The 24652-nt window shown below is 72.4% G+C and carries 22 protein-coding genes; 8 read left to right on the top strand and 14 right to left on the bottom strand.

Going from position 1 to position 24652, the window contains the following annotated elements; translation table 11 throughout:
- Positions 1-310: 310 nt before the first annotated feature.
- Entirely contained in the window at positions 311-1300 is a 990-nt protein-coding gene (locus tag AC0ZLC_RS00985) for a helix-turn-helix domain-containing protein (protein WP_476749901.1), read from the top strand.
- Between the two features lie 36 nt (positions 1301-1336).
- The gene (locus AC0ZLC_RS00990) at positions 1337-1819 is read left to right on the top strand and encodes a DUF456 domain-containing protein (protein ID WP_476749902.1); all 483 of its coding nucleotides are present in this window, start codon (positions 1337-1339) and stop codon (positions 1817-1819) included.
- Positions 1820-1834: 15 nt separating this feature from the next.
- Here AC0ZLC_RS00990 and AC0ZLC_RS00995 read toward each other — a convergent pair whose 3' ends face one another.
- On the bottom strand, positions 1835-2998 hold the full coding sequence (locus AC0ZLC_RS00995) for an SGNH/GDSL hydrolase family protein (RefSeq protein ID WP_476750209.1): 1164 nt from the start codon (positions 2996-2998) through the stop codon (positions 1835-1837).
- 614 nt (positions 2999-3612) lie between these two features.
- On the opposite strand from AC0ZLC_RS00995, the gene AC0ZLC_RS01000 reads away from it, so the two are divergent.
- Positions 3613-3981 carry a PPOX class F420-dependent oxidoreductase gene (locus tag AC0ZLC_RS01000; protein ID WP_476749903.1) on the top strand — a complete coding sequence of 123 codons (369 nt, stop codon included), beginning with the start codon at positions 3613-3615 and terminating at the stop codon, positions 3979-3981.
- Between the two features lie 91 nt (positions 3982-4072).
- Here the strand turns inward: AC0ZLC_RS01000 and AC0ZLC_RS01005 are convergent, their stop codons facing one another.
- Positions 4073-7168: an AfsR/SARP family transcriptional regulator gene (locus AC0ZLC_RS01005; protein ID WP_476749904.1), complete on the bottom strand. Its 3096-nt coding sequence runs from the start codon at positions 7166-7168 to the stop codon at positions 4073-4075.
- Between the two features lie 1091 nt (positions 7169-8259).
- Here AC0ZLC_RS01005 and AC0ZLC_RS01010 point away from each other — a divergent pair.
- Positions 8260-8613, top strand: coding sequence for a VOC family protein (locus AC0ZLC_RS01010; protein ID WP_476749905.1), 354 nt, complete (start codon positions 8260-8262; stop codon positions 8611-8613).
- A 269-nt stretch (positions 8614-8882) separates the two neighbouring features.
- On the opposite strand, the gene AC0ZLC_RS01015 is transcribed toward AC0ZLC_RS01010, so the two are convergent.
- Positions 8883-9200 carry a cupin domain-containing protein gene (locus AC0ZLC_RS01015; RefSeq protein WP_476749906.1) on the bottom strand — a complete coding sequence of 106 codons (318 nt, stop codon included), beginning with the start codon at positions 9198-9200 and terminating at the stop codon, positions 8883-8885.
- Positions 9201-9702: 502 nt separating this feature from the next.
- Between AC0ZLC_RS01015 and AC0ZLC_RS01020 the strand changes: the two genes are divergently transcribed.
- Positions 9703-10260, top strand: a complete 558-nt coding sequence (locus AC0ZLC_RS01020; RefSeq protein ID WP_476749907.1) for an MFS transporter — start codon at positions 9703-9705, stop codon at positions 10258-10260.
- On the opposite strand, the gene AC0ZLC_RS01025 is transcribed toward AC0ZLC_RS01020, so the two are convergent.
- The 3 genes from AC0ZLC_RS01025 to AC0ZLC_RS01035 form a co-directional block, all read right to left on the bottom strand.
- Positions 10204-10851 (bottom strand): GAP family protein, encoded by a 648-nt coding sequence (locus AC0ZLC_RS01025; RefSeq protein WP_476749908.1) that lies wholly within the window; start codon positions 10849-10851, stop codon positions 10204-10206. The two genes, AC0ZLC_RS01020 and AC0ZLC_RS01025, sit on opposite strands and share 57 nt — an antisense overlap.
- 243 nt (positions 10852-11094) lie before the next feature.
- A complete protein-coding gene (locus AC0ZLC_RS01030; RefSeq protein ID WP_476749909.1) occupies positions 11095-11337 on the bottom strand; it encodes a hypothetical protein in 243 nt (80 codons plus the stop codon).
- Between the two features lie 254 nt (positions 11338-11591).
- Positions 11592-12305: an AAA family ATPase gene (locus AC0ZLC_RS01035; protein ID WP_476749910.1), complete on the bottom strand. Its 714-nt coding sequence runs from the start codon at positions 12303-12305 to the stop codon at positions 11592-11594.
- A gap of 284 nt (positions 12306-12589) precedes the next feature.
- Between AC0ZLC_RS01035 and AC0ZLC_RS01040 the strand changes: the two genes are divergently transcribed.
- Positions 12590-13039 (top strand): DUF5707 domain-containing protein, encoded by a 450-nt coding sequence (locus AC0ZLC_RS01040; RefSeq protein WP_476749911.1) that lies wholly within the window; start codon positions 12590-12592, stop codon positions 13037-13039.
- 15 nt (positions 13040-13054) lie between these two features.
- On the opposite strand, the gene AC0ZLC_RS01045 is transcribed toward AC0ZLC_RS01040, so the two are convergent.
- The 8 genes from AC0ZLC_RS01045 to AC0ZLC_RS01080 form a co-directional block, all read right to left on the bottom strand.
- A complete protein-coding gene (locus AC0ZLC_RS01045) occupies positions 13055-13366 on the bottom strand; it encodes a transposase (protein WP_476749912.1) in 312 nt (103 codons plus the stop codon).
- Between the two features lie 10 nt (positions 13367-13376).
- Positions 13377-13763, bottom strand: a complete 387-nt coding sequence (locus AC0ZLC_RS01050) for a GntR family transcriptional regulator (protein WP_476749913.1) — start codon at positions 13761-13763, stop codon at positions 13377-13379.
- On the bottom strand, positions 13760-14548 hold the full coding sequence (locus tag AC0ZLC_RS01055) for a hypothetical protein (protein WP_476749914.1): 789 nt from the start codon (positions 14546-14548) through the stop codon (positions 13760-13762). Before AC0ZLC_RS01055 ends, AC0ZLC_RS01050 begins: the two co-directional genes overlap by 4 nt.
- A gap of 216 nt (positions 14549-14764) precedes the next feature.
- Positions 14765-15319, bottom strand: coding sequence for a methylated-DNA--[protein]-cysteine S-methyltransferase (locus AC0ZLC_RS01060; RefSeq protein ID WP_476749915.1), 555 nt, complete (start codon positions 15317-15319; stop codon positions 14765-14767).
- A gap of 2 nt (positions 15320-15321) precedes the next feature.
- Positions 15322-16782: a DNA-3-methyladenine glycosylase 2 family protein gene (locus AC0ZLC_RS01065; protein WP_476750210.1), complete on the bottom strand. Its 1461-nt coding sequence runs from the start codon at positions 16780-16782 to the stop codon at positions 15322-15324.
- A 375-nt stretch (positions 16783-17157) separates the two neighbouring features.
- On the bottom strand, positions 17158-18261 hold the full coding sequence (gene rsgA / locus AC0ZLC_RS01070) for a ribosome small subunit-dependent GTPase A (RefSeq protein WP_476749916.1): 1104 nt from the start codon (positions 18259-18261) through the stop codon (positions 17158-17160).
- 270 nt (positions 18262-18531) lie between these two features.
- Positions 18532-20028 (bottom strand): cellulose binding domain-containing protein, encoded by a 1497-nt coding sequence (locus tag AC0ZLC_RS01075; RefSeq protein WP_476749917.1) that lies wholly within the window; start codon positions 20026-20028, stop codon positions 18532-18534.
- A gap of 278 nt (positions 20029-20306) precedes the next feature.
- Positions 20307-21638, bottom strand: a complete 1332-nt coding sequence (locus AC0ZLC_RS01080; protein ID WP_476749918.1) for a radical SAM protein — start codon at positions 21636-21638, stop codon at positions 20307-20309.
- A gap of 253 nt (positions 21639-21891) precedes the next feature.
- On the opposite strand from AC0ZLC_RS01080, the gene AC0ZLC_RS01085 reads away from it, so the two are divergent.
- Both AC0ZLC_RS01085 and AC0ZLC_RS01090 read left to right on the top strand, forming a co-directional pair.
- The gene (locus AC0ZLC_RS01085; RefSeq protein WP_476749919.1) at positions 21892-23136 is read left to right on the top strand and encodes an FAD-binding protein; all 1245 of its coding nucleotides are present in this window, start codon (positions 21892-21894) and stop codon (positions 23134-23136) included.
- A gap of 204 nt (positions 23137-23340) precedes the next feature.
- On the top strand, positions 23341-24606 hold the full coding sequence (locus tag AC0ZLC_RS01090) for an ROK family transcriptional regulator (RefSeq protein ID WP_476749920.1): 1266 nt from the start codon (positions 23341-23343) through the stop codon (positions 24604-24606).
- Positions 24607-24652: the final 46 nt, after the last annotated feature.

Here is a 24652-nt window from a genome sequence, read left to right on the forward strand (position 1 = left end):
GGGCCCGGGTCACGGTCTGGAGGACCGGGTCGTCGCCCCGTGCACAGGTCGTCCCGGCCCTGAGTGCTGACCTGGTTCCCTGAACGCCCCGCCGTGATGCACGGTCACGATCACGAGAACGCGACACCCGCGTCCGCGCAGGCCGGGCGGAGCCGGGCCGGGCATGACGGCCGGTGATCGGTACCCCCGGTGGCGTCACCTTGTCAGAAAGACGGGTGGTAGCGCGATGATGTGCCGAGGCGGTTTTACGCCGTGGCTGTTTTCCGCCACGGGCGGGCCGCCACTGATCCTCGGGGAGGGATGCCCGCGCATGCTGGGAGCGATAGGTCTGGACGAGACGCACGAGTCGGCGTACCGGGCGCTGGTGTCGGTGGGCGCCGCCGACGTGCCCGATCTCGCGCGCCGGCTCACGCTCGGCGAGTACGACACGGAGCGCGCCCTGCGCCGCCTGGAGCGGCACGGTCTGGCGGCGCAGTCGACGGCCCGGCCCGGACGGTGGGTCGCGGCGCCGCCCGGGGTGGCGCTGGGCGCGCTGCTCACCCAGCAACGGCACGAGCTGGAGAAGGCCGAGCTGGCGGCGGCGCTGCTCGCCGAGGAGTACCGGGCGCAGGCAGCCGAGCCGGCCGTGCACGACCTGGTCGAGGTGGTGATCGGCGCGGCGGCGGTCGCGCAGCGGTTCCTCCAGCTTCAGCTGGGCGCGAGCGAGGAGGTGTGCGCGCTGGTCACCGGGAACCCGGTGGTCGTGTCGGGGACGGACAACGACGCCGAGAAGCAGGCCGCCGACCGGGGTGTCGCGTATCGCGTGGTGGTGGAGCGGGCGGTGCTCGACCTGCCCACCGGGATCACCGAGCTGACCGCCGCGCTGGGCCGGGACGAGCAGGTGCGGGTGGTGGACACCGTGCCGACCAAGCTGGTGATCGCCGACCGGACGCTCGCCATGGTGCCGCTGACCTCGCACACCGCCGAGCCCGCCGCCCTGGTGGTGCACGCGAGCGGACTCCTGGAACTGCTGTCGGGGCTGTTCGAGTCGGTGTGGCGGGAGGCGCTGCCGCTGCGGCTCGGCAGCCGGGGCGTGGCCGAGCAGCAACCGGACGGCCCGGACGGCACCGACCTGGAGATCCTCTCGCTGCTGCTCGCCGGGCTGACCGACGCGAGCGTCGCCAAGCAGCTCGATCTGGGGCTGCGGACCGTGCAGCGCCGGGTGAAGCGGCTGATGGAGCTGACGGGCGTGACGACCCGGCTCCAGCTCGGCTGGCATGCGTACGAGAGGGCCTGGGTGGCCCGGGAGCGACAGGACTGACCTGCGGTTTCGCCGGTTCTCCCGCACCCTGGACAGATGGGAGTGTGGGAGCTCCTGCTGGTCGGCGTGGTGATCCTGCTCGGCCTGGCCGGAGTACTGGTGCCCGGCGTCCCGGGTTCGTGGCTCGTCTGGGCCGCGGTCCTGTGGTGGGCGCTGGAGGATCCGCGCAGGCTCTCCTGGACGGTGCTCGTGGGCGCGACGGTGGTCCTGCTGCTGTCGCTGGCGAGCCGGTGGGCGATGCCCCCGCGCCGGCTGCGCGCGGGCGGCGCCACGGTCCGCATGGCGGTGTACGCGGGTTCCGGCGCGCTGCTCGGCTTCGTCGTCCTGCCGGTGCTCGGCGCCGTGCCGGGTTTCGTGGGCGGGGTCTATCTCTCGGAGCGGCTGCGGCTCGGGCGGCACGGAGAGGCGGTGGCCGCGTTGCGTACGGCGATGCGGTCGGGCGGCTGGAGCGTGCTGACGGAGCTGTTCGCCTGCCTGCTGATCGCGGGCGCGTGGGTGGCGGCGGTGATCTGGGGCTGAGCGGTCGGCCGGGACTCAGGGCAGGACGCTGCGCGGGGTGAGGGTGGCGAGGTCGACGGTGTCGGCCAGGGCCCGCATCCCGGCGTCGTTGAAGTGGAGGTGGTCGCCGGGGTCGTAGGCCGGGCGGATGCGGGACGGCCGGCCGGGGTCACGGACGGCGGCGTCGAAGTCGGCGACAGCGTCGAAGAGGCCGCCCGCGCGGATGACGGCGTTGACCGCCTGCCGCGCGGTCTCCCGGGTCCGCGTGTGGGCGCCGTGCCCGCCGTACGGGGTGATCGTGGCGCCGATGACGCGGATGCCGCGGGCGTGGGCACGGCTCACGATGCGCCGGTACGCGTCCTCGAAGGCGCCGGGGTCGAGTTGTTCCGGCGTGCCCTTGAGGTCGTTGACGCCCTCCAGCACGATCAGGGCGCGCACCCCGCTGCGGGAGAGGACGTCCGCGTCGAGCCGGGAGAGCGCGTCGGGTCCGACGCCCGCGCGCAGCAGGCGGTTTCCCGCGATCCCGGCGTTGAGGACGCCGAGGCGGCGGCCGGGCGGCAGGCCGCGCAGCCGCTCGGCGAGCCGGTCGGGCCAGCGGTGGTGGGCACCGAACGTCGACCCGGTACCGTCGGTGATGGAGTCCCCGAGGGCGACCACGCTCCCCACGGCGGGCGCGTCGGACACGTCGACGCCGGTCAGGTAGTACCAGTTGCCGAGCGTGGCGGTGTACGCGCGGCCGTTCTCGTCGCGGGTGTGATCGCCGTGCCGGGCGAGGAAGTTGGTCTGGAGGGCGGCGCGGTGGTAGGTCGCCGGGCCCGAGTCGGCCGGGGTGTGCACCGAGATCAGCAGGTCGGCGCCGGCCGGCACGCGCAGCCGTACGGGGTCGCTGACCAGGTCCCGGCCCGCCGGGACGAGAGCCGACTCCGCGCCCGCGAAGGTGGCGGTGCGCAACGAGCCCGCGACGGCGTCCGCGCTCACGGTCGCGCCGGGCTTTCGCAACGCGACGCTGAGGGCGCCGAGTCGCAGGGGCGCCGTGCCGAGCCGGTTGGAGATCCGGACCCGGACCGCGCTGCCGCCGACGCTCGTGTGCACCACGTTGCGCACGGAGGCGCCGGGCAGCCCCGGCACGGTACCGGAGGGCGCGGCCTCCCAGGTGCCGGTCCAGTCCCGGGCGGCGGGCCGCAGGACCCCGGACGTCAGGGCCTCGGTGACGGAGGGCGTGGGCGGCAACGGATCGGTGCCGGGGGCACCGTGGGGCACGCCGGGCGCGCCGAGGGCCGGGAGCACGGCCGCAGGCGCCCGACGGCGGGCCGCGCGACCGGCGGGGGAGGCACCGACTCGGGCCGCGCGACCGGCGAGCGGAGCCGCGGGACCGGCGCCGAGGGCCGTGCCGCGGACGGCAGACGGGGCGGCGGGGGCCGCGCCACGGGTCGGTGCGCCGGCGAGGAGGGCGTGGCGGAGCCGGTAGTCGTGCAGCCGGGCGTCGTGCTCGGGGGCATCGCCGTCGGCCGGTTGGTCCGGCGCACCGCCGCGCCGGGCCACGAGGTCGTCGCCCAGGGCGGCGTGACGGGGGCCGTCGACGGCACGGGCGGGTCCGGGACCGGCGGCGGCCGCCGTAGGTGGGGCGGGCGCCACGGCTGTCACCAGGGCGGCCAGCAGGTACCGGACCTTGATCGCTCGAGTCATGGGGCCATGGGTTCCCAGCCGCCGTCCGCCCCAACACGCCGTCACACCCTCGGGCGCACCCGGCTCCTTCTCCGGACCCGGGACCAGAACCCGATGCGCGCTTGGCGCGGGAGTGTTTGGCTGCTGCCATGACCGAATTCAGCGAGCGGGAACGCGCCTACCTGACGTCGCAGCGGCTGGGACGGCTGGCCACCGTCGACGCCCATGGGCAGCCGCAGGCGAACCCGGTCGGGTTCTTCCCGCAGGACGACGGGACGATCCTGATCGGCGGCTACGCGATGGGGGCGACCAAGAAGTGGCGCAACCTCCGGCAGAACCCGAAGGTGGCCCTCGTCGTCGACGACATCGTCAGCCTCGACCCGTGGCAGGTGCGCGGCATCGACATCCGCGGGGAGGCCGAACTGCTCAACGGCCCACACGCGTTGGGGCCGCACTTCAGCGAGGAGCTGATCCGGATCCACCCGAGGCGGATCCACAGCTGGGGACTGGAGCACTAGGGCCTGCCGTTTGGATCATGCCGGCATCGCGGGGTCTGGCACGCACATCTGCGGCGTTGTCGTCGGTCACAGCCGGCCTGATCCACAGGCCCTAGCCGGCAGACCTGGAGTCCGCCGCCCCGAAAGGGGTCTTCTCCGGCGCCACGGCTGTGTGGTCTGCCTCCGTGTCCAGGACGGAGAGTCGGTCCCGGACCTCCTGGGCGCTGTGCGACAGCGCCTGCCGTTCGGCGAGGGCGAGGGCGCGGATCCATTCCGCCCGGGCGGCCTTCCGGTTGCCCATGGCCAGGCGGGTGTCACCGAGTCGCATCAGCACGCCGATCGCGTTCCTGTGGTCCCCCAGTTCCTCGAACACGTCCAGTGCCCTGTGGTAGGTGGCCGCCGCTTCCTCGTACCGGCCGAGCAGATGGAGGGTGTAGGCCAGACTGTCCAGGCAGATCGCCTCCCGCCATGGCGCGTTCAGGCCCTGGAACAGGGCAATGGCCTCCTCGGCGTGCACGAGACCCTGTTCGGGCCGGCCCAGGCTGGAGTGCAGCCAGGCGAGGCCGTTGAGGCACTCGGCCGTCCATACGTCGTCCCCCGCCTCCCGGGCCAGCACGAGCGCCCGCTCGGCGGGCACCAGCGCTTCCCGGAGTCGGCCGAACTGGTGCAGCACGACCCCCATGCCATGCTGCGTCCGGGCCTGTTCACCGACCGCGCCGATCTCCTCGAAGAGCTCGGCGGCGCGTTCCATATGACCCAAGGCCTGTTCCTGGTGGCCCAGGTAGGCGTGGATTCCGCTGAGGCTGCGGTGGCAGCGTCCCTCCTCCAGGCGGTCGCCCCGGCGTTGCGCCACCTCCAGGGCAGGGTTCAGTGCGGTGATCGCCTCCGGCCAGTACTCCTGCCGGTTCAGATGTTCCTTCAGTGACCAGGCCAGCCCGGTGATTTGGCGATCAAGTCGCTTGCTGACGGCGGTGTGCAGCAGGGCCTGCAGTACCCGGTGTTCGGCGGTGAGCCATCGGTTCGCCTGTTCCGGGGTCGTGAGGACTTCGGGGGTGACGCCCGCGCTCGGGGAGCCGAGGTCGAGTTCGGGCAGGGAGTCCTGTTTGAGCAGCCGGTTGCCTGCGTGTGCCGTGAACAGGTAGTGGTCCAGGACCCTCAGGGTGGCCGTGTGGCGTTCGTCGGCGTGGTCGTGGGTGTGGGTGAGTTCGGTGGCGTGGTCCCGCAGCAGGTCGTGGAGGGTGAACCGGCCGGGCAGGGGCTGTTCGAGGAGGCAGGAGCGGGTGAGTGCGGCCAGCAGGCGCCGCGTTACCGGGAGAGGGAGCCCGGCGAGGCCCGCGGCGGCCGGGGCGCTGATGTGAGGTCCGGGGTGGAGGGCGAGGAGACGGAAGAGGCGGGCGGCGGATGCGTCCAGGGACCGGTAGGACCAGGAGAACGCGGCCCGCACATCGGTGGTGGTGTCGAAGCCGGTGAACGCGTCCAGGCCACCGCGGGCCTGCCTCAAATCCTCGGCGACAGCGTGGAGGGGGAAGGCGGGTTCGAGTTCGGCGCGGGCGGCGACCACGGCCAGTGCCAGGGGCAGCCGCCCGCACAGCCGGACGATGTCACCCGCGGCGTCCGGCTCGGCGGCCAGACGCTCGGCACCCAGCCGCCGCGCCAGCGTCTGATGGGCCTCACTCTGCGAGGGCAGCGCCAGGGTCAGGGGCTTGGCTCCGTCGGCCGCGATCAGGCCCGGGAGCTGGTTGCGGCTGGTGACCAGGGTGAAACAACCCTCCCCCGCGGGCAGCAGGGGACGGACCTGCTGTTCGTCGCGGGCGTTGTCCAGCACGAGCAGGACCCGCCGGCCGGCCAGCAGACTGCGGAAAAGCGCACTGCGGGCGGGAGTGTCCTCGGGAATCCGCTGGGCGGGAACCCCGAGAGCGGTCAGGAAGCCGTGCAGGACGTCACCGGGTTCCACGGCCGGCGCATGCGGATGGAACCCGCACAGATTGACGAAGAGCTGCCCGTCGGGGAACAACGAGGCGATCCGGTGCGCGTGATGAACGGCGAACGTGGTCTTGCCGACACCCGGAGCACCCCCGATGACGACGGCCCGGGCACCGGCCGGTCCCGGACGGCCGAACGCACCACTCACCCCGGACAACCACGCACCCTCGGTCGTCCGGCCCGCGAACACCGCCAGATCACCCGGCAACTGCGCCGGACGCACCACCGGCAGCGGTTCACTTGCACTGCCGCTGGCGGTCGGGGCGCCGCTCGCACCTGGCGGGTCCACGGCGGCCGCGGCGGAGGGCGCGCGGGCGCCGGGTCCGGGCCGCTCCCTCTCTTGTGGCCCTCCGGACGCGGCCGACGTGTGGGGATCGCCGCCCCCGGAGCCCGCACCGGATGCGGGTGCCTGGCCTGGCCCCTTCAGCGCCTCGGTCGGGCACAGGGGTGGCAGGTCGTGGCGGAGGATGCCGTCATGCAGGGCGCGCAGTGCGGGGCCGGGTTCGAGGCCGAGTTCGTCGGCGAGATGCCCGCGCAGGTCCGCGTAACATTGCAGGGCCTCGGGGTGCCGGCCCGCCAGGTACAGAGCCCGCAGCAGCAGAGCCCAGCCGGTCTCCCGCAACGGGTGCTCCACTGTCAGTTCCCGTGCCGCCTGCACGGCCTGCGTGATCCGTCCGCTCAGCAGCAGGGCGGTGGTGTGGACCTCCCGTGCGGTCTGCCGCAGGTCCTCCAGACGGGCGGCTTCCTGGGCGGCGAACAGGTGATGCGCGGCGTCAGCGAGCGGGGCACCTCGCCACATGCCCAGGGCTCGCTCGGCCTCCTCCAGGGCGCGCTCGGGCTGGTCCTGGTCCAGCAGTCGGCGTGCCTGGGCTACGGCCCGTCCGAAGCGCACGGTGTCCCGGCTCTCGGGCGGGGTGCGCAGGGCGTAGCCTGCGGGCTCGGTGACCAGTACCTCGAACGTCCCCTCGCGCAGGTGCGGGGGTTCCAGGACGGCGCGGAGCTTGCTGACGTGGGCGTGCAGGGAGGCCGTCGCCATGCCCGGTGCCCGTCCTGGCTGCTTTGCCCAGAGCTCTTCGCACAGTGTCTCGGAAGCGACCGCACAGCCGTCGGCGATCAGCAGCCGCACCAGCAGCAGCCGCTGCTTGCGCGGCCCCGCATTCAACAGGGCGCCCGCGCGCCGCACCAGCAGCGGGCCCAGCAACCCGAAGTCGAGTTCATACCCCACAGCCGCCACCGTTCCCCGGTATCCCGCTCAACGGTGTTACTCCCCTCACCTGTGCACGCGACATGCGGACGGGCACGCGCGGTTCCCTCGCGCCGGACACGTGCGTGACCGCCACGACCCCCGCACGGTGACCCGCCCGCCCGGGGCGGGTGGTGGCGTGGACGACCGGAGCGGTGAGTACTCCGTCGTCCCTTCCCGCCATACCGAAAAGGGACATTAGCAGGGCACTGACCCCAGGACTCCTTCGGCGGCCCGGTCCGCTGCCGCGATCAGCAGGCCGATGACCCTCTGCTTAGCCGGGTGGGACCCCGTACGGGGCACTGGAACCGCGTCTACGCGGGCAACCGTTCCCTCGGGCGAGGCGTCCGCATCGCGGGGGCACCCACCGGGGGATCCGTCCGCCCACGCCCTCTCCCGCCTGAACCACCCTGGCCTGGCGCCCGTTGCACAGGACGAGACGACGTGCTGCGAAGCGAGGACGACCATGGGCGAAGAATTCATCCTGCGAGTGACCATCGGAGTGGTCCTGGGACTGCTGGTGGGCGCGGCTCTGCTCGCCCTCGTAGGCGCCGGTCACCGGCTGGTGGGTGGTCGGCGGTTCGGCAGACACCCGTCAGCAGGGAACCGGGCGGAAGGGCGGCCGGCCGGTGGCCGGCGGTCCGGACCCGGGGTGAGCCGCGACCGGCACCGGCGAGGTCAGACCGGGTGACCGAGGGCCGCGAGGTGTTCGACGAACGGGACGACCTTCCCGTGTAGTGCCGACGGCGTTTGCGGGGATGTCCTCCGCCGAGCGCCGTCGGCAGCCTGGCCGGGCATGAGGCGAACCAGTTCGCGCGCGACCCTCATCCAGGTCGGCAGGTGGGCGAAAGTCGCCCGCCCCGCTCCTGCCGGCGCGCTACTTCCTGAGGTCCCCCAAGTGGCGAGGGTTGGTGACCACAGGTCAGTAGGGCTCGCGGAGAGCTGACGTCTGTTCCGAGGAAGTGCCGGATGTGATCGCGTCATGGGTTGCCCCGCGATCGGGACGGGGGCTGATGCGGGTGATGGTGTAGGTGCTCGGCCCGCCTGATGGTCGTCCCTGGCAGGATGGCGGTATGGAACGTGTACTTGGAATTGGCGGCTACTTCATGCGGGCTGCCGACCCGGCGGTCCTGAACGCGTGGTACCGCGACTGTCTGGGCCTGGACGCCGACGAGAACGGCCTATGGCGTCAGGGAGACGGGCCGACGGTGTTCGCGACGTTCGAGTCCGAGACCGACTATTTCGGCTCCCGCGCTCAGCACACGATGCTCAACTTCCGGGTCGGTGATCTGGAGGCGATGCTCGCGCAATTGCGCGCCAAGGGAGCAGACGTGGCGGAGGAGATCCAGGACATGGAGGGGATCGGTCGATTCGGCTGGGTCACCGATCCCGAGGGCAACCGAGTCGAGCTGTGGCAGCCCGCCTGACCGCGCCTTCCCTCATGCCGTGACGTGCCGGCGGGCCATCAGGTCGTCGAGGTGTGAACTTGGTCAGGCCCGCGCGGCCATGTCCTCTTCTGCGTCATGCGGTCTGTCAGCGGGGCGCCTGGGTGACCTCGTGGCCGAGCCTGCCTCGCGCTGGAAGACGCCGTGGGAGTCCGGGCGTCACGACCGGCGGGGCGGCCGAGCCGCCCGCAGCTCCCCCCAGGGCCCGCCGAGGTGTTGGAAGGACCACCAGAATCGACGAACGGCCTGAATCAATGGGTGTGGGTGGTGACCAGAGGCTTGGTCTCGTCGACGACGTAGGTGGACAGCATCATCGTTGTCACCGTCCCGATGTTGCGGGCGTTGTGGATGGTGCCGGAAGGGATGAAGAAGGGGTCGCCCGTGCGAAGTCGCAGGGTAGTCCCGTCGTCGAACTCCATCGACACGTCACCGCGGACGATGTATCCAACCTCCACTCCCGGGTGGCTGTGGCGGCCCGATTCCCTCCGCCGGGGGATTTCGACGAGTGTCTGCACGGTCTTCCAGCCCTTGGCGGGCGAGGGGTTCTCCTGGAGCAGGGTGCGCGTCACGCCCCCGGCGGTCGGATCGGGAACAGGCGGGCGACGACCATCGAGTGCCGTGGAAGATGCCTCGGCAGCCGACGCAAAGGCGGCGGCGCCGAGCGCTCCGGCTGCGGCCACGCCACTGGACCGTAGAAGAGAACGACGATCCAACATAGTGCACTCCTTTTCGTGATTCGGCACCCGGGAGGAATGCCGGGCCATTGCGGATTCGGGCAGCGCTTCTTCGGAAGACGCGGCGGAGGAGTCGTGTGCCATGGTCTTCGAATCTGCGATCCCCTCATGTGAACGCCCGGAACAGCGGGACGGTTCACCCCGGAACAGCGGGACGGTTCACCCAGCACCATTGCGTCTCGTACACCGGGCTGCCGACGCTCTTCCGGGCAGGCAGGGGTGCTGCCTCGTTCTTCCTCGGGCTCGGCCCATGTCGTGCCGGCAGCTTTCCACCGAAACGACAGGGCACTCAGGGCGGCCGCTGCGCGTCAACAGGCTCTACGGGAGACCTCATGGGGTGTCCTTCACGGTGGCCTCCTACCTGCAGGTCGTCCGCGGATACGACGCGGTCCAGACCGGCGTGATCTTCAGCGCGGCCACCCTCGGAATCCTCGTTTCCTCCGTCGCAGCCGCACCCCTCGCCAAGCGCCGCCCCCAGCGCACCCTCATCCTGACCGGATTCGGCACCACCATCGCCGGCATCATCGTCCTGACCGTCGTGGTCGGCGGTTCCCCCAGCCCCTGGGCCTTCGCGCCCGGACTGCTCCTCATCGGCCTCGGACTCGGCGTGATGCTCACTCCCTCGGTCCACATCGTCCAGTCGAGCTTCACCGAGGACCAGCAGGGCGAGATCTCCGGGCTCTCCCGCAGCGTCTCCAACCTCGGTTCCTCCCTCGGCACAGCGGTCGCCGGCACCATCCTCGTCGCCGGGCTCACCAGCCATGCGCGGACCCGGCGTTCGCTGACGAAGCCCGCCACCGGGGACCCATGCGGGCATGGCGCCGCCGCCCGCACCGCTCTACCAGGCGACAAGCTCGGCGATGCTCCGAACTATCAGCCACAGGCCGAGGAGTAGAGACAGGGTGACGACCAGCTCCTCCTGGTGCTGCGCGAGCCAGTTCCGCAGGGCGTTCAACCGGGCGTTCGCGACCGCAGGCGCCCAGACCACGTACATCTCCATGACGATGAGGCTCAGTGTGGCCAGGAGGCAGTAGCCGGTCAGGGCGAGCCAGGCGGCGGGGGTGGAGAGGTTCGCGCCGACGGCGGTCGCGGCTCCGACGCCGACCAGGGCCCAGGGCTGCAGCAACCATGCCAGACCGGCTGCCGCGGCCAGGGACGCGCTGTCGATGCGAGCGGTCCAGCGTGGCGGCCGGTGCGGGCGAGGCGGTCGGCGGTGCCGGTGCGCGCTGTACAGCACCAGTGCCAGGCCGATGGCGAGTTTCGCCGCGATCGCGGCGGTCGAGGGCACGCTGTGACGGGCCGGGGGCTGTCCGCCGGTCAGCAGCATCACGCAGGCGATCACCACCAGCAGGTTGGCCAGCCATGACAACAGGAACGCCAGGCCGTTGCGAACGCCACGCCGGGAGGAGAGCAACAGGATGAACGCGCTGTTGTGCAAGGGCCCCAGGGTGACAGCCGTACCGATCACAACCAGGTCGAGGACCATGGCAAAAGCTGCTCCTGGACGTCAGGGCCGTCTGCCACCTGTGAAGGGGCGGACCGGTCGACAGAGCGAGGCGGCGCTGTTGCGGTGCCGCATCCCGACTTTGCAGGCGGCGGCCCCGCTGGTCAAGCAGGCCAGACCCGCATGTCGCCGGCGGCTGCCCGACGGCCCTGCGGACGAGCGGGGGGTACGGCCGCGCGCACACGGAGCCACCGGCCGACCGAGCTGTCGGCGAGGTGGGGACGATCAGAGCGGCAGCGTCGTTGCCCGGCTCGACGACGGTCTGCTCGTCCAGGGCGGTGCCCCGTCGGCTGCACCCCGCTCCGCCGTGCCGACGAACTCGGCCTGCTTGAGGTAGGCCGCCGTCTCCAGCAGGAGGTTCAACCGGTTCGTGGCCTGGTTCAGCCAGGTGATGTCACCCTTGGCCAGCGGTACGGAGGAACCGCAGATGCTCCCGTCGGCGGGGAACAGATTCGGGTACCCGACCACGACGACACGCGCCTCGGGGCTGCGCCGCTGATGTCGGTGAGCATGTCGGGCACACGGGTGCTCAGCCGTGCGAAGTCAGCCGCGCCGCAGGTCGATGCTCACGAAGGACACCGACCTGGTGACCGTCACGGGAGATCTGCAGTCGGCCAGCCTGTTGTCGGGTGCACGACGTGCAGGCATGCCTGTTGCCTCAACGGCATCGGCGCAGCTCCGGTTCACCCCGGCCGGGCGAAATGATCCGCATCGACGTCAGGCTACGGTTCGACGATGTGCCGCAGATAGGTGTGCGGGTCGGCGAGATAGCGGCGCCAGTGATCCACCACACCGAGCTGCTGCCAGGTGACCCTGCGCATACCGTGCTCACCGACCTCGATGATGTCCGCGCCCGGCAGTGCGGTCAGCAACGGGCTGTGTGTGGCGCAGATGACCTGTCCGCCTTCCTTGGCCAGCCGGTCGATGTGCCCGATCAGCTCGAGGCACGAAGAGAAGGAGAGCGCTGCCTCGGGCTCGTCGAGAACATAGAGCCCGGCGTGCAGGAACTTCCCACGGAACGCCGCGAGAAAGCCCTCACCGTGGCTGACGTGGCCCGGCGAGAACCCCTCCCTGTCCAGGGCGTCCAGCGCGGTCTCCGCACGCAGGAAGAAGCCCTTGCGGGCCGACCAGCTGGTGGCCATACGGCGCCCACGCCCCGAGGCGGCGTCGAATTTCATACGCTCACCGAGGGTCGACTTCCCGCGCGAGGAAGCGTAACGCCAGTCGTGGGAACCGCCGTAGGAGTCGAGACCGAACCCCTCCGCCAGCGCCTCGACCAGGGTCGACTTCCCCGAGCCGTTCTCACCGACCAGGAACGTCACCGGCGCGGTGAACCGCAGCCCTTCATCGAGCAACTGTCGGACGCAGGGCACCGACCACGGCCAGGCCTCCTCGTCGTACGAGGAGAGATGGGCATACGCGCGTTCGATGATCACAGGACCAGTGTCGCCCGAACTCCGGAATCCCGTATGCCTCTTGCCGTCGGCGTCAGTACCTCCCGCTCGTCGTCCGGCGGTCTCCGCCTCTGGTTAGACACGGCAATCATCCGACCGCCGGAGGACCGCGCCCTGCTCCGGGCCATAGTCTCGAACACATCGGAAAGCGACCGGCCAACGGCTCGGCCACCGGTTCTGACGCTCCGCCCAGGCCGCGCTTCGCCCGCCCACTCCAGTCTGCAGGCGCACCACGCCCGCTCCCACAAGAACCCGAGGGATCTCCCATGCCCAAGCACGCTCTCGTCTCCTCGCTCATCGGCTTCGCCATCGTCGGCGCCGTGACCGCCGGCGGTATCGCCATGGCCTCCAACTCCACGGAACTGACCCTGGCCAACGGCTCGGCCCGCTACACCGCTCCGTCCGGCGACAGCCCCGGCTCGGCAACCTTCACCGCGGACGTGCGCGACGACTCCGGCGTCCGCAGCCTCAAGGTCCTCGTGTGGCCCGGCAGTTCGAAGCTCGACCCGACCGCGGCGGAGCTTCGGCACACGAACGACGCCACATGCCGCAGCACCTCGGACGACACCTCCCGCTGCACCTACACCCTGAAGGTCACCAAGAAGGAGGCGGCCGAGCTGGACCGAGGCACTTGGTACGTCTCCGCACTGGCAACGGCCAAGGACGGAGACACCGTGTTCGTTCCTCACGCCGCCACCCTCCACATCAACGATTAGGCAGTTTCGTTTGGATCACCGGGCGGACCAGAGGAAGACGCCTGCGATGTGGAGTCCGGCCAGGTAGATGGTGGCGGTCTTCGCGTAGCGGGTGGCGATGCCTCGCCACCGCAGCCGGTTGTAGACGCCTCGCCAGTTGCCATACTTCTCCGGCAGGTGAACCCACTGCGTTCCGGTCTGGAACTTGTAGGCAATCGCGTCGATCACCTCGCGGTGGTCCCGCCAGCGGCCACCTCGCTTCGGCGTTCGGTCCGGGAACAACGGCTCAATCCGCGCCCACTGCAGGTCAGTCAACGGCGCCCCCGGACTAACGACCGACTGATCCAAACGAAACCGCCTAGTGGTTCTCGGGGCCCAAGGCGTCGCGGACGGCGGCCAGGATGGCTTCGGTATCGGCGCCCAGCGCGCGGGCGGAGGAGGTGAAGTCGCGGGCCAGGGTGGCCAATTGAGAGGCGTACGTGTGGGTCGGGCGGGCGGGGACCGCCGCGACCCGGGACCCCGCTCCGCGGCGGGTGCGGATAAGCTCGGCGGCTTCCAGCTCGCGGTAGGCGCGGGCCACCGTGCCCGGTGCGAGACCGAGGTCCGTGGCCAGTTGGCGCACGGTGGGCAAGCGGTCGCCCTCGGCCAGCTGTCCGGTGACGATCAGCGCGCCGAGCTGGGCTCGGATCTGCGCGTACGGCGGTACCTGGCTGTTCGTGTCGACGCGGACGGCAGGCTCGTTCATGGCCGGGGGGCCTCCTCCGCCGCGTTGTCGCCGACGGCCCTGGGGGCCACCACGGTGACCAGAGACCACGCGACTGTGAACAAGTTCAGCAGGGCCAGAGGGTAGAACACCCAGAAGGTGAGCGCGCCCATCACACCGGCGCAGCCCGTGTCCGTCACCGAGATGGAGACCATCAGTACGGCGTACAACTGCTGACTCGAAACCAACAGGCCCCAGGCTCCGGTCACTGCCCACGCCCGGTCGCGGCGCTGCTGCTCCGGGCCCGGTCCGTGGGCGATGCGGCGCAGGGCCCAGACGCAGGTGGGAGTGGCTATGGCGAGCGCGCCGAACATCGGGAGGCTGTAGTACAGGCCGGGCCAGGGGCCCAGAGTGGTCCGCATTCCGTTGCAAGTGACGGCGACGACCTTTCCCGCATGGAAGACATGGCCGGGGTCCCAGGAGGCCGTCGCGGCCGTGATCGTCAGGAGCGCGGTGAGCGTGATTCCCTGAAGGGCGATCAGAGGGCCCATGCGCGGCGGGATGTGGTCTCTTACCAGGCGCGGCTTGAGACTCGCGGTCCGGACCACGTCCTGGGGTACCAGGGTCAGCGCGTCGGCGAGAAGGACGCCTGCCACCGCGCACAGCCCGAAGGCGGTGATGGAGAACACGACACGCTGCTCGAACTCGACGTTTCCCAGCGTGGACAGCGCCTGCGCGGCATTGACGCCGACGGCCAGGCCGGACCAGCGGGCGTAGTGATCGGCGTGATCGAGGAAGCGGTGCTGGAGCAGGGCGCTGTCGCGCATAGGGGTCCCCTCAAATCATCTTGTATCAAGTCGCGAGTACAAGATGTCGCGGACCTCACCTTGTGTCAAACATCAGGTACAAGACGGGGGTGCACGGGGTGCATCTGCCGCACGCGGTATGGATTCACCTCGGCGGGAAGCGGGGGCCGACGCCGAGCGGCCCGGGTTGGCGGTGATCCTCGCGCCCCCGTGCCAGACCCTCCCCCCGGCGGACCCCTAGGGCCTGCGGGTGGACCCCTGGGGCCCGCGGGTGGGCTCCAGGGGCCTACGGGTGGGCCCCAGCACTCCTTCGAGGGTGAGCAGGCGTTGTTTGCGGTCGAGGCCGCCCGCGTACCCGGTCAGCGAGCCGTCCGCGCCGATCACCCGGTGGCAGGGGCGGACGATCAGCAGCGGGTTGGCGCCGATCGCGCCGCCGATGGCGCGGACGGCGGCCCGCGGGGCGCCGATGCTCGCGGCGATGGCGCCGTACGTGGTGGTCGCGCCGTACGGCACGGAGTCCACGGCGGCCCATACCCGCTCCCGGAACTCGGTCCCGTCACCCCTGAACTCCAGCTTGAAAGCGTCGAGTTCGCCGGCGAAGTAGGCGGCCAGCTGTTCCTCGGCTGCGCGGAAGAGCTCGGGCGTGTGCCGCCACTCCGGCAGGCGGGTGCGACCGCCCTTCTGGCCCGGTACGGACAGGGAGGTGAGGGTGCCGGAGTCGTCGGCGGTGAGGAGCAGCGGGCCGACCGGGCTGTCCAGGGTCGTGCAGTGCGTGGTGGCGTGCGTGGGCATGATCAGTGGGTTTCCCGTTCCGAGTCGTGGGCGGCCGCCGTGCCGTCCGCAGTGGTGCCGGTGCTCGCTTCGGCTGCGCCGGCGGCGTGCAGGTGGTTCAGGGCGTAGGCGCGCCAGGGGCGCCAGGTGTCGGGGACGTCCTCGTCCGGGGGTGCGGAGTCCGGGTCGCCGAGGGCCCGGGCGCGGATGACCGCGACGGTGCGCGGGTCCATGCCCGGCAGTGCGAGCAGCGCCCGCTCAGCGTCGTCCCGGTCGGCGCCCGCGTCGAGCCGCAGAGCCCCGTCGGCGAGGGCGGCGGTCAGCGCGCCGAGCGGGCCGTCCGGCTCCGCCTGTGCGAGGACGCCGGCCTCGGGAAACAGGTGGGTGAGCGTCCCGCAGGGGGCGTCCAGCACCTTCCCGTACCGCCGCACCAGCCGCTCGGCCCCGGTCCGGCCGACGAGCGCGCGCACGGCCAGTTCGTCCGGGTCGGCGGTGCCGGGCGACCGCAGTCCCGGGCGGGCGGCGACCAGCGGTGCCAGCCGGGGATCGGCGGCGAGCCGCTCGTCCACCGCGTACGGGTCGGCGTCCAGGTCGAACAGCAGCCGCAGCCGTTGTACGGCGGTGGTGAGATCACGCAGGTCGGTGAGGTGCAGCCGGGCGTCGAGCCATCCGCCGGCGTGGGCGCAGGACTGGCGTCCGGGTGTGCGCGGGCGTTCGTCGACCGCGACGATCCCGGTGCCGTACGGGAGGCGGAGGGTGCGCCGGTACGTACGGCGTCCGCGGGTGCCGTGGACCTCCTCGACGCCCGGCACCGCCTCGCGGGCCAGGACGTCGAAGACGGCGCCGGACTGGTAGGGCCCACGGTGGGCGAGCCGCAGCGGGATGCCCGCGGTGGGGGCCGCCGCGCGCGGGCCGGCGGGGCCGCGCCGTGCCGCGGCGGCGCGCAGCTCGCTGGGCGTGGACGCGTACACCGCCCGGACGGTGTCGTTGAACTGGCGCACGCTGGCGAACCCGGCAGCGAACGCGATCTCGGTGACCGGCAGGCCGGTGGTCTGCAGCAGCACCCGCGCGGTGTGGGCACGCTGGGCGCGGGCCAGCGCGACGGGACCCGCGCCGAGTTCGGCGGTGAGCTGCCGCTGCACCTGGCGGGCGCTGTACCCGAGGCGTGCGGCGAGCCCGGCGACGCCCTCCCGGTCGACCACTCCGTCGCCGATCATGCGCATGGCACGGCCCACGACGTCGGCGCGTACGTCCCACCCGGCCGACCCGGGGACCGCGTCCGGGCGGCACCGGCGGCAGGCACGGAAGCCGGAACCCTGCGCCGCGGCCGCCGTCGCGTAGTACCGCACGTTCCTGCGCTTCGGCGTCACCGCCGGGCAGCTCGGCCGACAGTAGATCCCGGTCGTCTCGACGGCGAAGAAGAACTCCCCGTCGAAACGGGCGTCGCGGCTGCGCACCGCCTCGTACCTGGTCTCTTCATCGATCACGTCATCCAGTCTCCGCCCCCGCACCGTGCGGCGCTGGCGGAAATCGGACACGGCGCTGCCGCCCGGCGGCCGGACGGACGCGGACCATCACGCCGCACCCGGCGCCACAGCCCACAGCCCACGGCCCACGACCCACGGCCCAGGGCCCACAGCCCAGGGCCGCTGCCGAGCCGGGGCCCGAGCCGACGTCCACGCCCCCGAGCCTCGTGCCGCCGCCTCACAGGGTGCGGCGCCGACAGGGGTTTCCCCGCGAGGAGACACCGGCACCGGGTCCTCCCCGCGGAGGGAGCGGGTGCCGGTGTTGCAGGCCGACGCCGGTGTTGCGGGCCGACGCCGGTGTTGCGGGCGGCGTCGGCCCCGTACGACGGAGGTCTACGACCAGGGGCCCCGTTTGGCGCGCATCGCGGCGCGTCCCTCCGCCCCCTTCCGCTTCCAGTCGCGGCGGATCTCCGCGCGCACCCGGGCGTCCGTCTTGGCGACGATGCGCTGGTTCTCCCGCAGGAGCTTGCGGTAGCTGTCGAGGCGGCGTTCGGGCAGGGTGCCGGACTCGACGGCGGCGAGGACCGCGCAGCCGGGCTCCGCGACGTGCGCGCAGTCGTGGAAGCGGCAGTCGCGGCCGAGTGCCTCGATCTCGGCGAAGACCTGGCCGACCCCGGTCGCGGCGTCCCACAGGCCGACACCCCGCAGACCGGGGGTGTCGATGAGGACGCCCCCGCCGGGCAGCGCGAGGAGGTTGCGGGTCGTCGTGGTGTGGCGGCCCTTGCCGTCCGCGTCACGCGTGGCCCGCACGTCCATCACGTCCTCGCCGGTCAGCGCGTTGGCGAGGGTGGACTTGCCCGCGCCGGACTGCCCGAGCAGGACCGACGTACCGCCCGACAGGACGGCCGCGAGGACGTCGAGGCCGTGCCCGGCGCTGGAGCTGACGGGCAGCACCGGCACTCCGGGGGCCGTCGTCTCCACGTCCTGCACGAGGTGCGCGAGCGTCGCCGGGTCGGGCACCAGGTCGGCCTTGGTCAGGACGACCACGGGCTGGGCCCCCGATTCCCAGGCGAGCGCGAGGAAGCGTTCGACGCGGCCGAGGTCGAGTTCCAGGGCGAGCGACACGGCCACGACCGCGTGGTCGACGTTTGCGGCGAGGATCTGCCCCTCGGAACGCTTGGAGGAGGTGGAGCGCACGAAGGCGGTCCGGCGCGGCAGATACGCGCGTACGTAGCGCGGGTTGCCGGAGGGTTCGACGGCGACCCAGTCGCCGGTGCACACCACCCGCAGCGGGTCGTGCGGCGTCACGAACGCGGTGTCCGCGCGCAGGACCCCGTCGGCGGTGACCACGTCGCACTGGCCGCGGTCGACCCGGATCACGCGCCCGGCGAGCAGCCCCTCGACGGCGTACGGGGCGAACGCGTCCGCCCATGCCTCGTCCCAGCCGTAGGGAGCGAGAGGGTGTGCGAGAGGAGAAGCGAAAGCGGAGGAGGACAAGGGAGACCCTTCACAAGGGCGGCCCCGGCACGCGCGCTCAGGCGCGGAAAATGAAGGTGGAGGTCAGCCGGCGGCCACGGAGGTGGACTTGATGAACGTCTGGATGCGGGCAGCGCCCGTCGCAGTGACAGTCATCGGTCAACACCTCCTGGTTTCCGCTCGGTCGGGCCCCGCGACTCACGCCGCAGGGGTACGAGGTACACCCTAGGCGCACCCCGCGGGCGGACGCCACCGAATATTCACGGCGGCGCGCCCGCGCGTGGCGGCGGCTCACGAACGTGTCGTGCAGGGGCGTCCGTTGAGGGTGAAGTCGTGCGCGGGCGCGTTCGTGTCCTGCCAGGAGGCGATGAAGCCGACGCCGAAGGTGCCGCCCGCGGGGACGGACTTGTTGTAGTCGGCGGCGGTGGCGGTGACCCGGGAGCCGTTCTGGGTGTAGTCGCCGTCCCACATCTGGCTGACCCGCTGACCGTCGCGGAAGGTCCAGCCGACGCGCCAGGTGTCGAGGGCTCTGGTGGAGGTGAGGGTGACGGCGGCCTGGAAACCGTCGGGCCACTCGCCGACGATCTCGTACTCCACGCGGCAGGTCGCGGGCGCCCGCTTCGTGGGCTCGGTGGGCCGGTGCGAGGTGGAGGCGGGCGAGGAGGACCCGCCCTGGATGTTCGGGCCGGTTCTCGTCTCGGAACGGGTCCTGGAGCCCGACGGCCGGGGCGACGCCGTCGAGCTCGCCGTGCCGGTGCCGGTGCCGGTGCCCGTGCCGGTGCCGAGGGAGGGGAAGGACGGGCCGGGGTCCGCCACCGGCTGGCGGTCCCCGGCGTCGCGCGCCGAGGTGCTGCCCTCGGAGCCGTCGAAGGGCATCAGCGAGACCGCGAGCGCCAGCGCGGAGACGAGGACGGCGGTGACCAGCGTGCCGGTGCGGCCGATCCTCGGCGCGGGCAGCTCGCCCATGGCGATACCGGTGTCCGTGGTGGGGTCGGCGCGCCGGCCGGCCAGACCCGCCTCCGCCGCCCGGCGGCGGCGCTCCAGATAGGCGAGGCCGCCCCAGCCGACGACCCCGCCGGCCAGCGCGCCCGGCAGTCCGCCGCCGTGCAGGCGCAGACAGGCGGCGGCCTCGGCGCACGCCACGCACCGCGCGAGGTGGTGCGAGAGGTCTTCGGGTGTCTCGGTCCCGGGTGAACGGGTGACCGCGTCGAGGAGCCGTGCGAAGCTGCGGCAGCGCGCGTCCATGGGCGTGTCGAGGTGGTTGCGGTGGCAGCGGTCCCGGAACAGCGCCCGTACCTGGGCGAGTTCGGTGGCCGCGGTCGCCGGGTCGAGACCCAGTCGGCGGGCCACCGCGGACAGCGGCAGCGCCTCGACCTCGGCCAGCCACAGCAGCGCGGCGTCCGGTTCCTGGAGGTCCCTGAGACCGCGCAGCGCGAGCGGGCGGTGCAGCGGCGGTCCGGTGTAGCGGGCCGCCTTCTCGGAGTTGAGCCACAGCCGCAGGTCGGGATCGAGGCGGTGTCCGCTCCCCTGTGCCTCCCAGGCGGCGGCGGTGGTCCGGACGGAGCTCAGCAGCAGGGGGATCCGGGGCAGCCGCAGCGTCCGGCGTCCGGCGCCCCCGGCGTCCTCGTCCCGTGCCTCGCGTATGCCGTGCGTGAACGCCTCGGTGGCGAGCCGCGTGGCCGCGGCGGAGCCGGAGGTGCACAGATCGGCGTACGACAGGACCGCGTCCCAGCACTCCGAGAACCACGCGGCCTCGGTGGTGTCCTGGGGGGTCGGCAGGTCGGGCATGGGGGGCTCCCGCGTCAAGTGCGTCCTCAAGATACGTCAACTCGCTGCCGCTACAAGGGAGTTGGCGATCGGCTCGCGACAGACCCCGACCTTTTCACGGTTCCCGCACAACTGACAAGCAGCATATTCAATTGCGCGCGGAAGCGCGGCGGCCGGGGCGGGACGGCCGCCGCGCGGACGGCGGCAGCCGTCCCGGGGTGTTGTACGGAAGAACGCCCGGGACGGCTCGATGTTCTGTGGGTTTTTTTCGCGCGGGCGCGGCCCCGAGGGGCGCCGGACTACCCTCCGGCGTGCCCGGCCACCGGTTCGTGCGCCGGCAGGCTGTCCATGAACGAACTCACCGAGAAGACCGCCTGGCCGGGGCCGGGCGGCCCGTAGCCGGGGGGTGAGGAGAGGCCGAAGTCCTCCATCGTGGAGCGGTAGGCCTCCAGCAGGCGGATGTGGTACTCCAGCGGGGCGCCCTGCGGGTTGGCCTTGCCGAGCGGGGTGGTCGGCTCCGGGCACCAGGTGGTGAAGCGGGGCGTGATGCCGTGCGACATGAAGAAGCGCAGTCCCTCGGTGGTGGAGGCGATGGCCTCGTCGACCGTGGTGAAGCCGAAGGGCTCGGCCATCTCGACGCCCGCCACGAAGTTGGGGATCACGTTGCGCGCGCCGAAGATCTCCGCCGAGTCCAGGATCCGCCGGTGCCACTCGTCGCGGCCTACGTAGCGCTCCTTGCCGGGGCAGTACAGCTCGAACAGGCGGCGGTCCCACACCTCGTAGTTGGGGTGGTAGATCTGCACGCCGTAGTCCTTGAAGCGCTGCACGTCGTCGCGCGGGAGGGCCTGGGCGACGACCTTGCCGATCCAGCGGCCCGGGAAGCGTTCCTCGATGGCCTTGGCGTAGTGGCCGTAGAAGTCGGCCTCGTCCCGTCCGGCGACCGTCTTGGTGATCGCGCCGCCGGTGAGGGTGTAGGCGGTGGAGGTCTTCGTGGTGTCGTACCGGTCGATGATCTCCAGGGCCTCCAGGACCTCCTCGACGTCCTTCACCCCGGTGTAGGGGCGGCCGGCCGCCTTGTGCTGGCGCCAGTTGTGGTTGATGTCGCAGTACTGGCACTCCTCCTTGGCGCCGAAGTACTGGCACACCCGGAAGACGGTGAGGTAGATCAGGTAGCCCCACTGGATGGTGGGCGCCACCTCCATCACGGACTTCCCGCTGGAGAGCTTGTGCCGGTAGTAGTCCGGCATGGGCGGGACGCCGACGTCGGAGATCCGCTTCCCGTCCAGGTAGAGGCCGAGCACGCCCTCGTCGTCGGCCGCGACGCGGTAGGGGGACGCGGGGTTCACGCGGACGGAGACGACCGTGCGGCGCAGGTCGTAGGGGCCGCCGGTGAGGATGATCTCCTCGGGCGGGCGGCGCAGCGCGGCCTCGCCCAGCTCGGGCAGGGTGCCGTGGTCGAAGGAGAAGATGAAGTACGACTTCGGCTTGACGTCCCCGTCCTCGTTGTCCGAGAGGGCCGAGTCGTCGAAGGCGACGCCCCCGCGGAGCAGGTCCTCCTTGAAGACGGCTTCCCGCGGCACGTGCGGGAACCGTTCCATCAGATCCTCGACCAGCGCGGTGCGGCTGCCCATCCCGTTCTCCTCGCTCCCGGCGTTCGTGCTCGACTCCTCACGGTATGCCCCTGCCTGCGGCACGGCCGTGCCGGGTCCCCCGGGAGGGGTCCGTCCGCGCCCGCGGAGCGCCGTGGGCCGGGGCGCCCCGCCTTGACCACCGGCTCGTACGGTCTTGATCGCGAGGCGTCCTTCGGCTGGGATGCCTCGTACGCACCACGACATCACAGCCGGTGCACGGCCGGCCGGGACTTCCAGGGGAGGGACGCCACGCATGACCGGGACGCTGACCAACTGGGCGGGCAACATCACGTACTCCGCCGGGGAGCTGCACCGTCCGCAGTCGCCCGACGCGCTCGCGGCGCTGGTCGCCGCCGCCACGAAGGTGCGGGTGCTGGGGAGCGGGCACTCGTTCAACACGATCGCCGAGCCGGGTGACGACGGCGTGCTCCTGTCGCTGACCGCGCTGCCGCCGGCGGTGGACGTCGACTCCGGCGCACGTACGGTCCGGGTCGCGGGCGGTGTCCGGTACGCCGAGCTCGCGCGCCGGGTGCACCGGGCGGGGTTCGCGCTGCCGAACATGGCGTCCCTCCCGCACATCTCGGTGGCGGGCTCGGTGGCGACCGGTACGCACGGCTCCGGGGTCACGAACGGTTCCCTCGCCTCGGTCGTGCGCAAGGTCGAGCTGGTGACGGCCGACGGCTCCACCGTGACGGTCGGGCGGGGCGACGAGCGCTTCGACGGAGCGGTGACCTCCCTTGGCGCGCTCGGTGTGGTCACCGCCCTCACGCTCGACCTGGAGCCGGCCTTCGAGGTGAGCCAGCACGTCTTCACGGAACTCCCGCTGGCGGAGCTCGACTTCGAGACGGTCGCGGCGGCGGCGTACAGCGTCAGCCTCTTCACCGACTGGGTGCGGCCGGGCTTCCGGCAGGTGTGGCTCAAGCGGCGAACCGACCAGCCGCCGGCCGACTTCCCGTGGGCCGTGCCCGCCACCGTGGCGATGCATCCGGTGCCGGGCATGCCCGCGGTCAACTGCACGGAGCAGTTCGGCGTACCCGGCCCCTGGCACGAGCGGCTGCCCCACTTCCGCGCCGAGTTCACCCCGAGCAGCGGGGCGGAGCTGCAGTCCGAGTACCTGCTGCCGCGCGCCCGCGCGCTGGAGGCGCTGCGCGCCCTCGACGCGGTCCGGGACACGGTCTCGCCGGTCCTCCAGGTCTGCGAGGTGCGGACCGTCGCCGCGGACCGGCAGTGGCTGAGCCCCGCGTACGGGCGGGACACCGTGGCGCTGCACTTCACCTGGGTCGCGGACACGGCGGCCGTCCTGCCCGTGGTGCGGCGGGTGGAGGAGGCGCTCGACGCGTTCGGTCCAAGGCCGCACTGGGGCAAGGTGTACACGATGCCGTCCTCGGTGGTGCGGGGGCGTTATCCGCGGCTGGCCGACTTCGCGTCGCTCGCCGCCGCGCTGGACCCGGCGGGCAAGTTCCGCAACGCGTTCGTCCGGGAGGCCCTCGGCGTCTGACCCGGGAGAAGGGCGCCCGGTGTCCCCGCGGTACCGGCCTCGGTTCCCTCACCGGCGACTCCACGGCCTCCCGGCCGGGCCGCCCCGCCCTCCCCTTCCTACAGCCCCTTTCCTAACCCCTTGTCGAAAGGCTCCGCGGGTCCTAGCCTTGCATGTGGGCCCAGTGCCCCGGCATGGATCGCACGGGTCGAGGGGGCCAGTCCGGTGAAGCGCACGTCCCGCGACATCCGCACCGCCAACCGCTACGAGGTGCTGCGCCAGATCATCGCCGCCTCCCCCACGTCCCGGCAGGAGCTGGCCGCGGTGACCGGGCTGAGCCTGGCCACGGTCGCCACGCTGGTCGGGGAGCTGCTCGACCTGGGGATGCTGACCGAGGTCGGCTTCGAGGACTCCGCGGGCGGCCGGCCGCGCGGCCTGGTGGCGGTGAACGCCCCGGGCGGCGCGCTGATCGGCGTCGACATCGCCGAGACCTACGTACGCGTCGAGCTGTTCGACCTCTCCCTGGACGTCCTCGCCCGTGCCGGGGCGGATCTGCTCCCCGGCGAGAACCGCCCGGAGCAGGTGGTCGCGCAGGTCGCGGCGGCCGTCGGCTCGGTGGTGGCGCAGGCCGGGGTGGCGGACGCCCGCGTCCTGGGGGTGGGAGTCAGCGTCCCCGGGCAGGTCGACCGCGAGCGCGGGGTCTGCCAGTACGCGGCGAACTGGGACTGGCACGACGTGCCGCTCCTGGACCTGCTCGCCGAGCACGTCCCGTACCCGCTGCACCTGGACAACCCGCTGCGCGCCTGTGCGGTGGCCGAGCTCTGGTTCGGCGCGGCGCGCGGCCGCGGGGACGCGGTGGTCGTCAACCTCGGCACCGGTGTCGGCGCCGGTCTCGTGCTGGGCGGAGGGGTGCACCGCGGGGTCAGCAACAGCGCGGGCGAGTGGGGTCATACGACGCTCGTGCTGGACGGACGCCTGTGTCACTGCGGCGGCCAGGGCTGCGTGGAGACGTACGTCGGGGCGCCCGGCATCATGCTGAACCTGCGGGAGCTGAGCCCCGGCAGCGCCCTGCTCCACCCCGGGGACCAGACCGCCACGATCGACGCGCTGGCCCGCGGCGTGGCGGCGCAGGACCCGGTGGCCCTGAAGGTGGTGGGCGACACCGCCCGCTACCTGGGCGCCGCGGTCTCCGACCTGGTGAACCTCCTCAATCCGGAGGTGGTCGTGCTGAGCAGCTGGGTCGCGGCCGCGCTCGGCGAGCCGCTGCTGCGTGAGGTGCGCGCGGCCGTCGCCCGGCACGCGCTGAGGCGGCCGCTGGCGGCGACCGAGATCGTCCTGTCCCCCATCCCCACCGACCCGGTGTGCCTGGGCGCCGCCACCTTCGCGCTGGAGGGCGCCCTGTCCGCGGTGGCCCCGAGGTCCGCCGCCGGACCCGCCCCGCGGGGCACCGCGTCCGCCCCTGCCAGGAGCCGTACCGCACCACCCGCGTGAACGGACGGGCGTCCTCGTCGTACGGACGCGTCCGGCACCCGCACAG

The organism is Streptomyces sp. GLSS-08 (genome assembly GCF_056387915.1).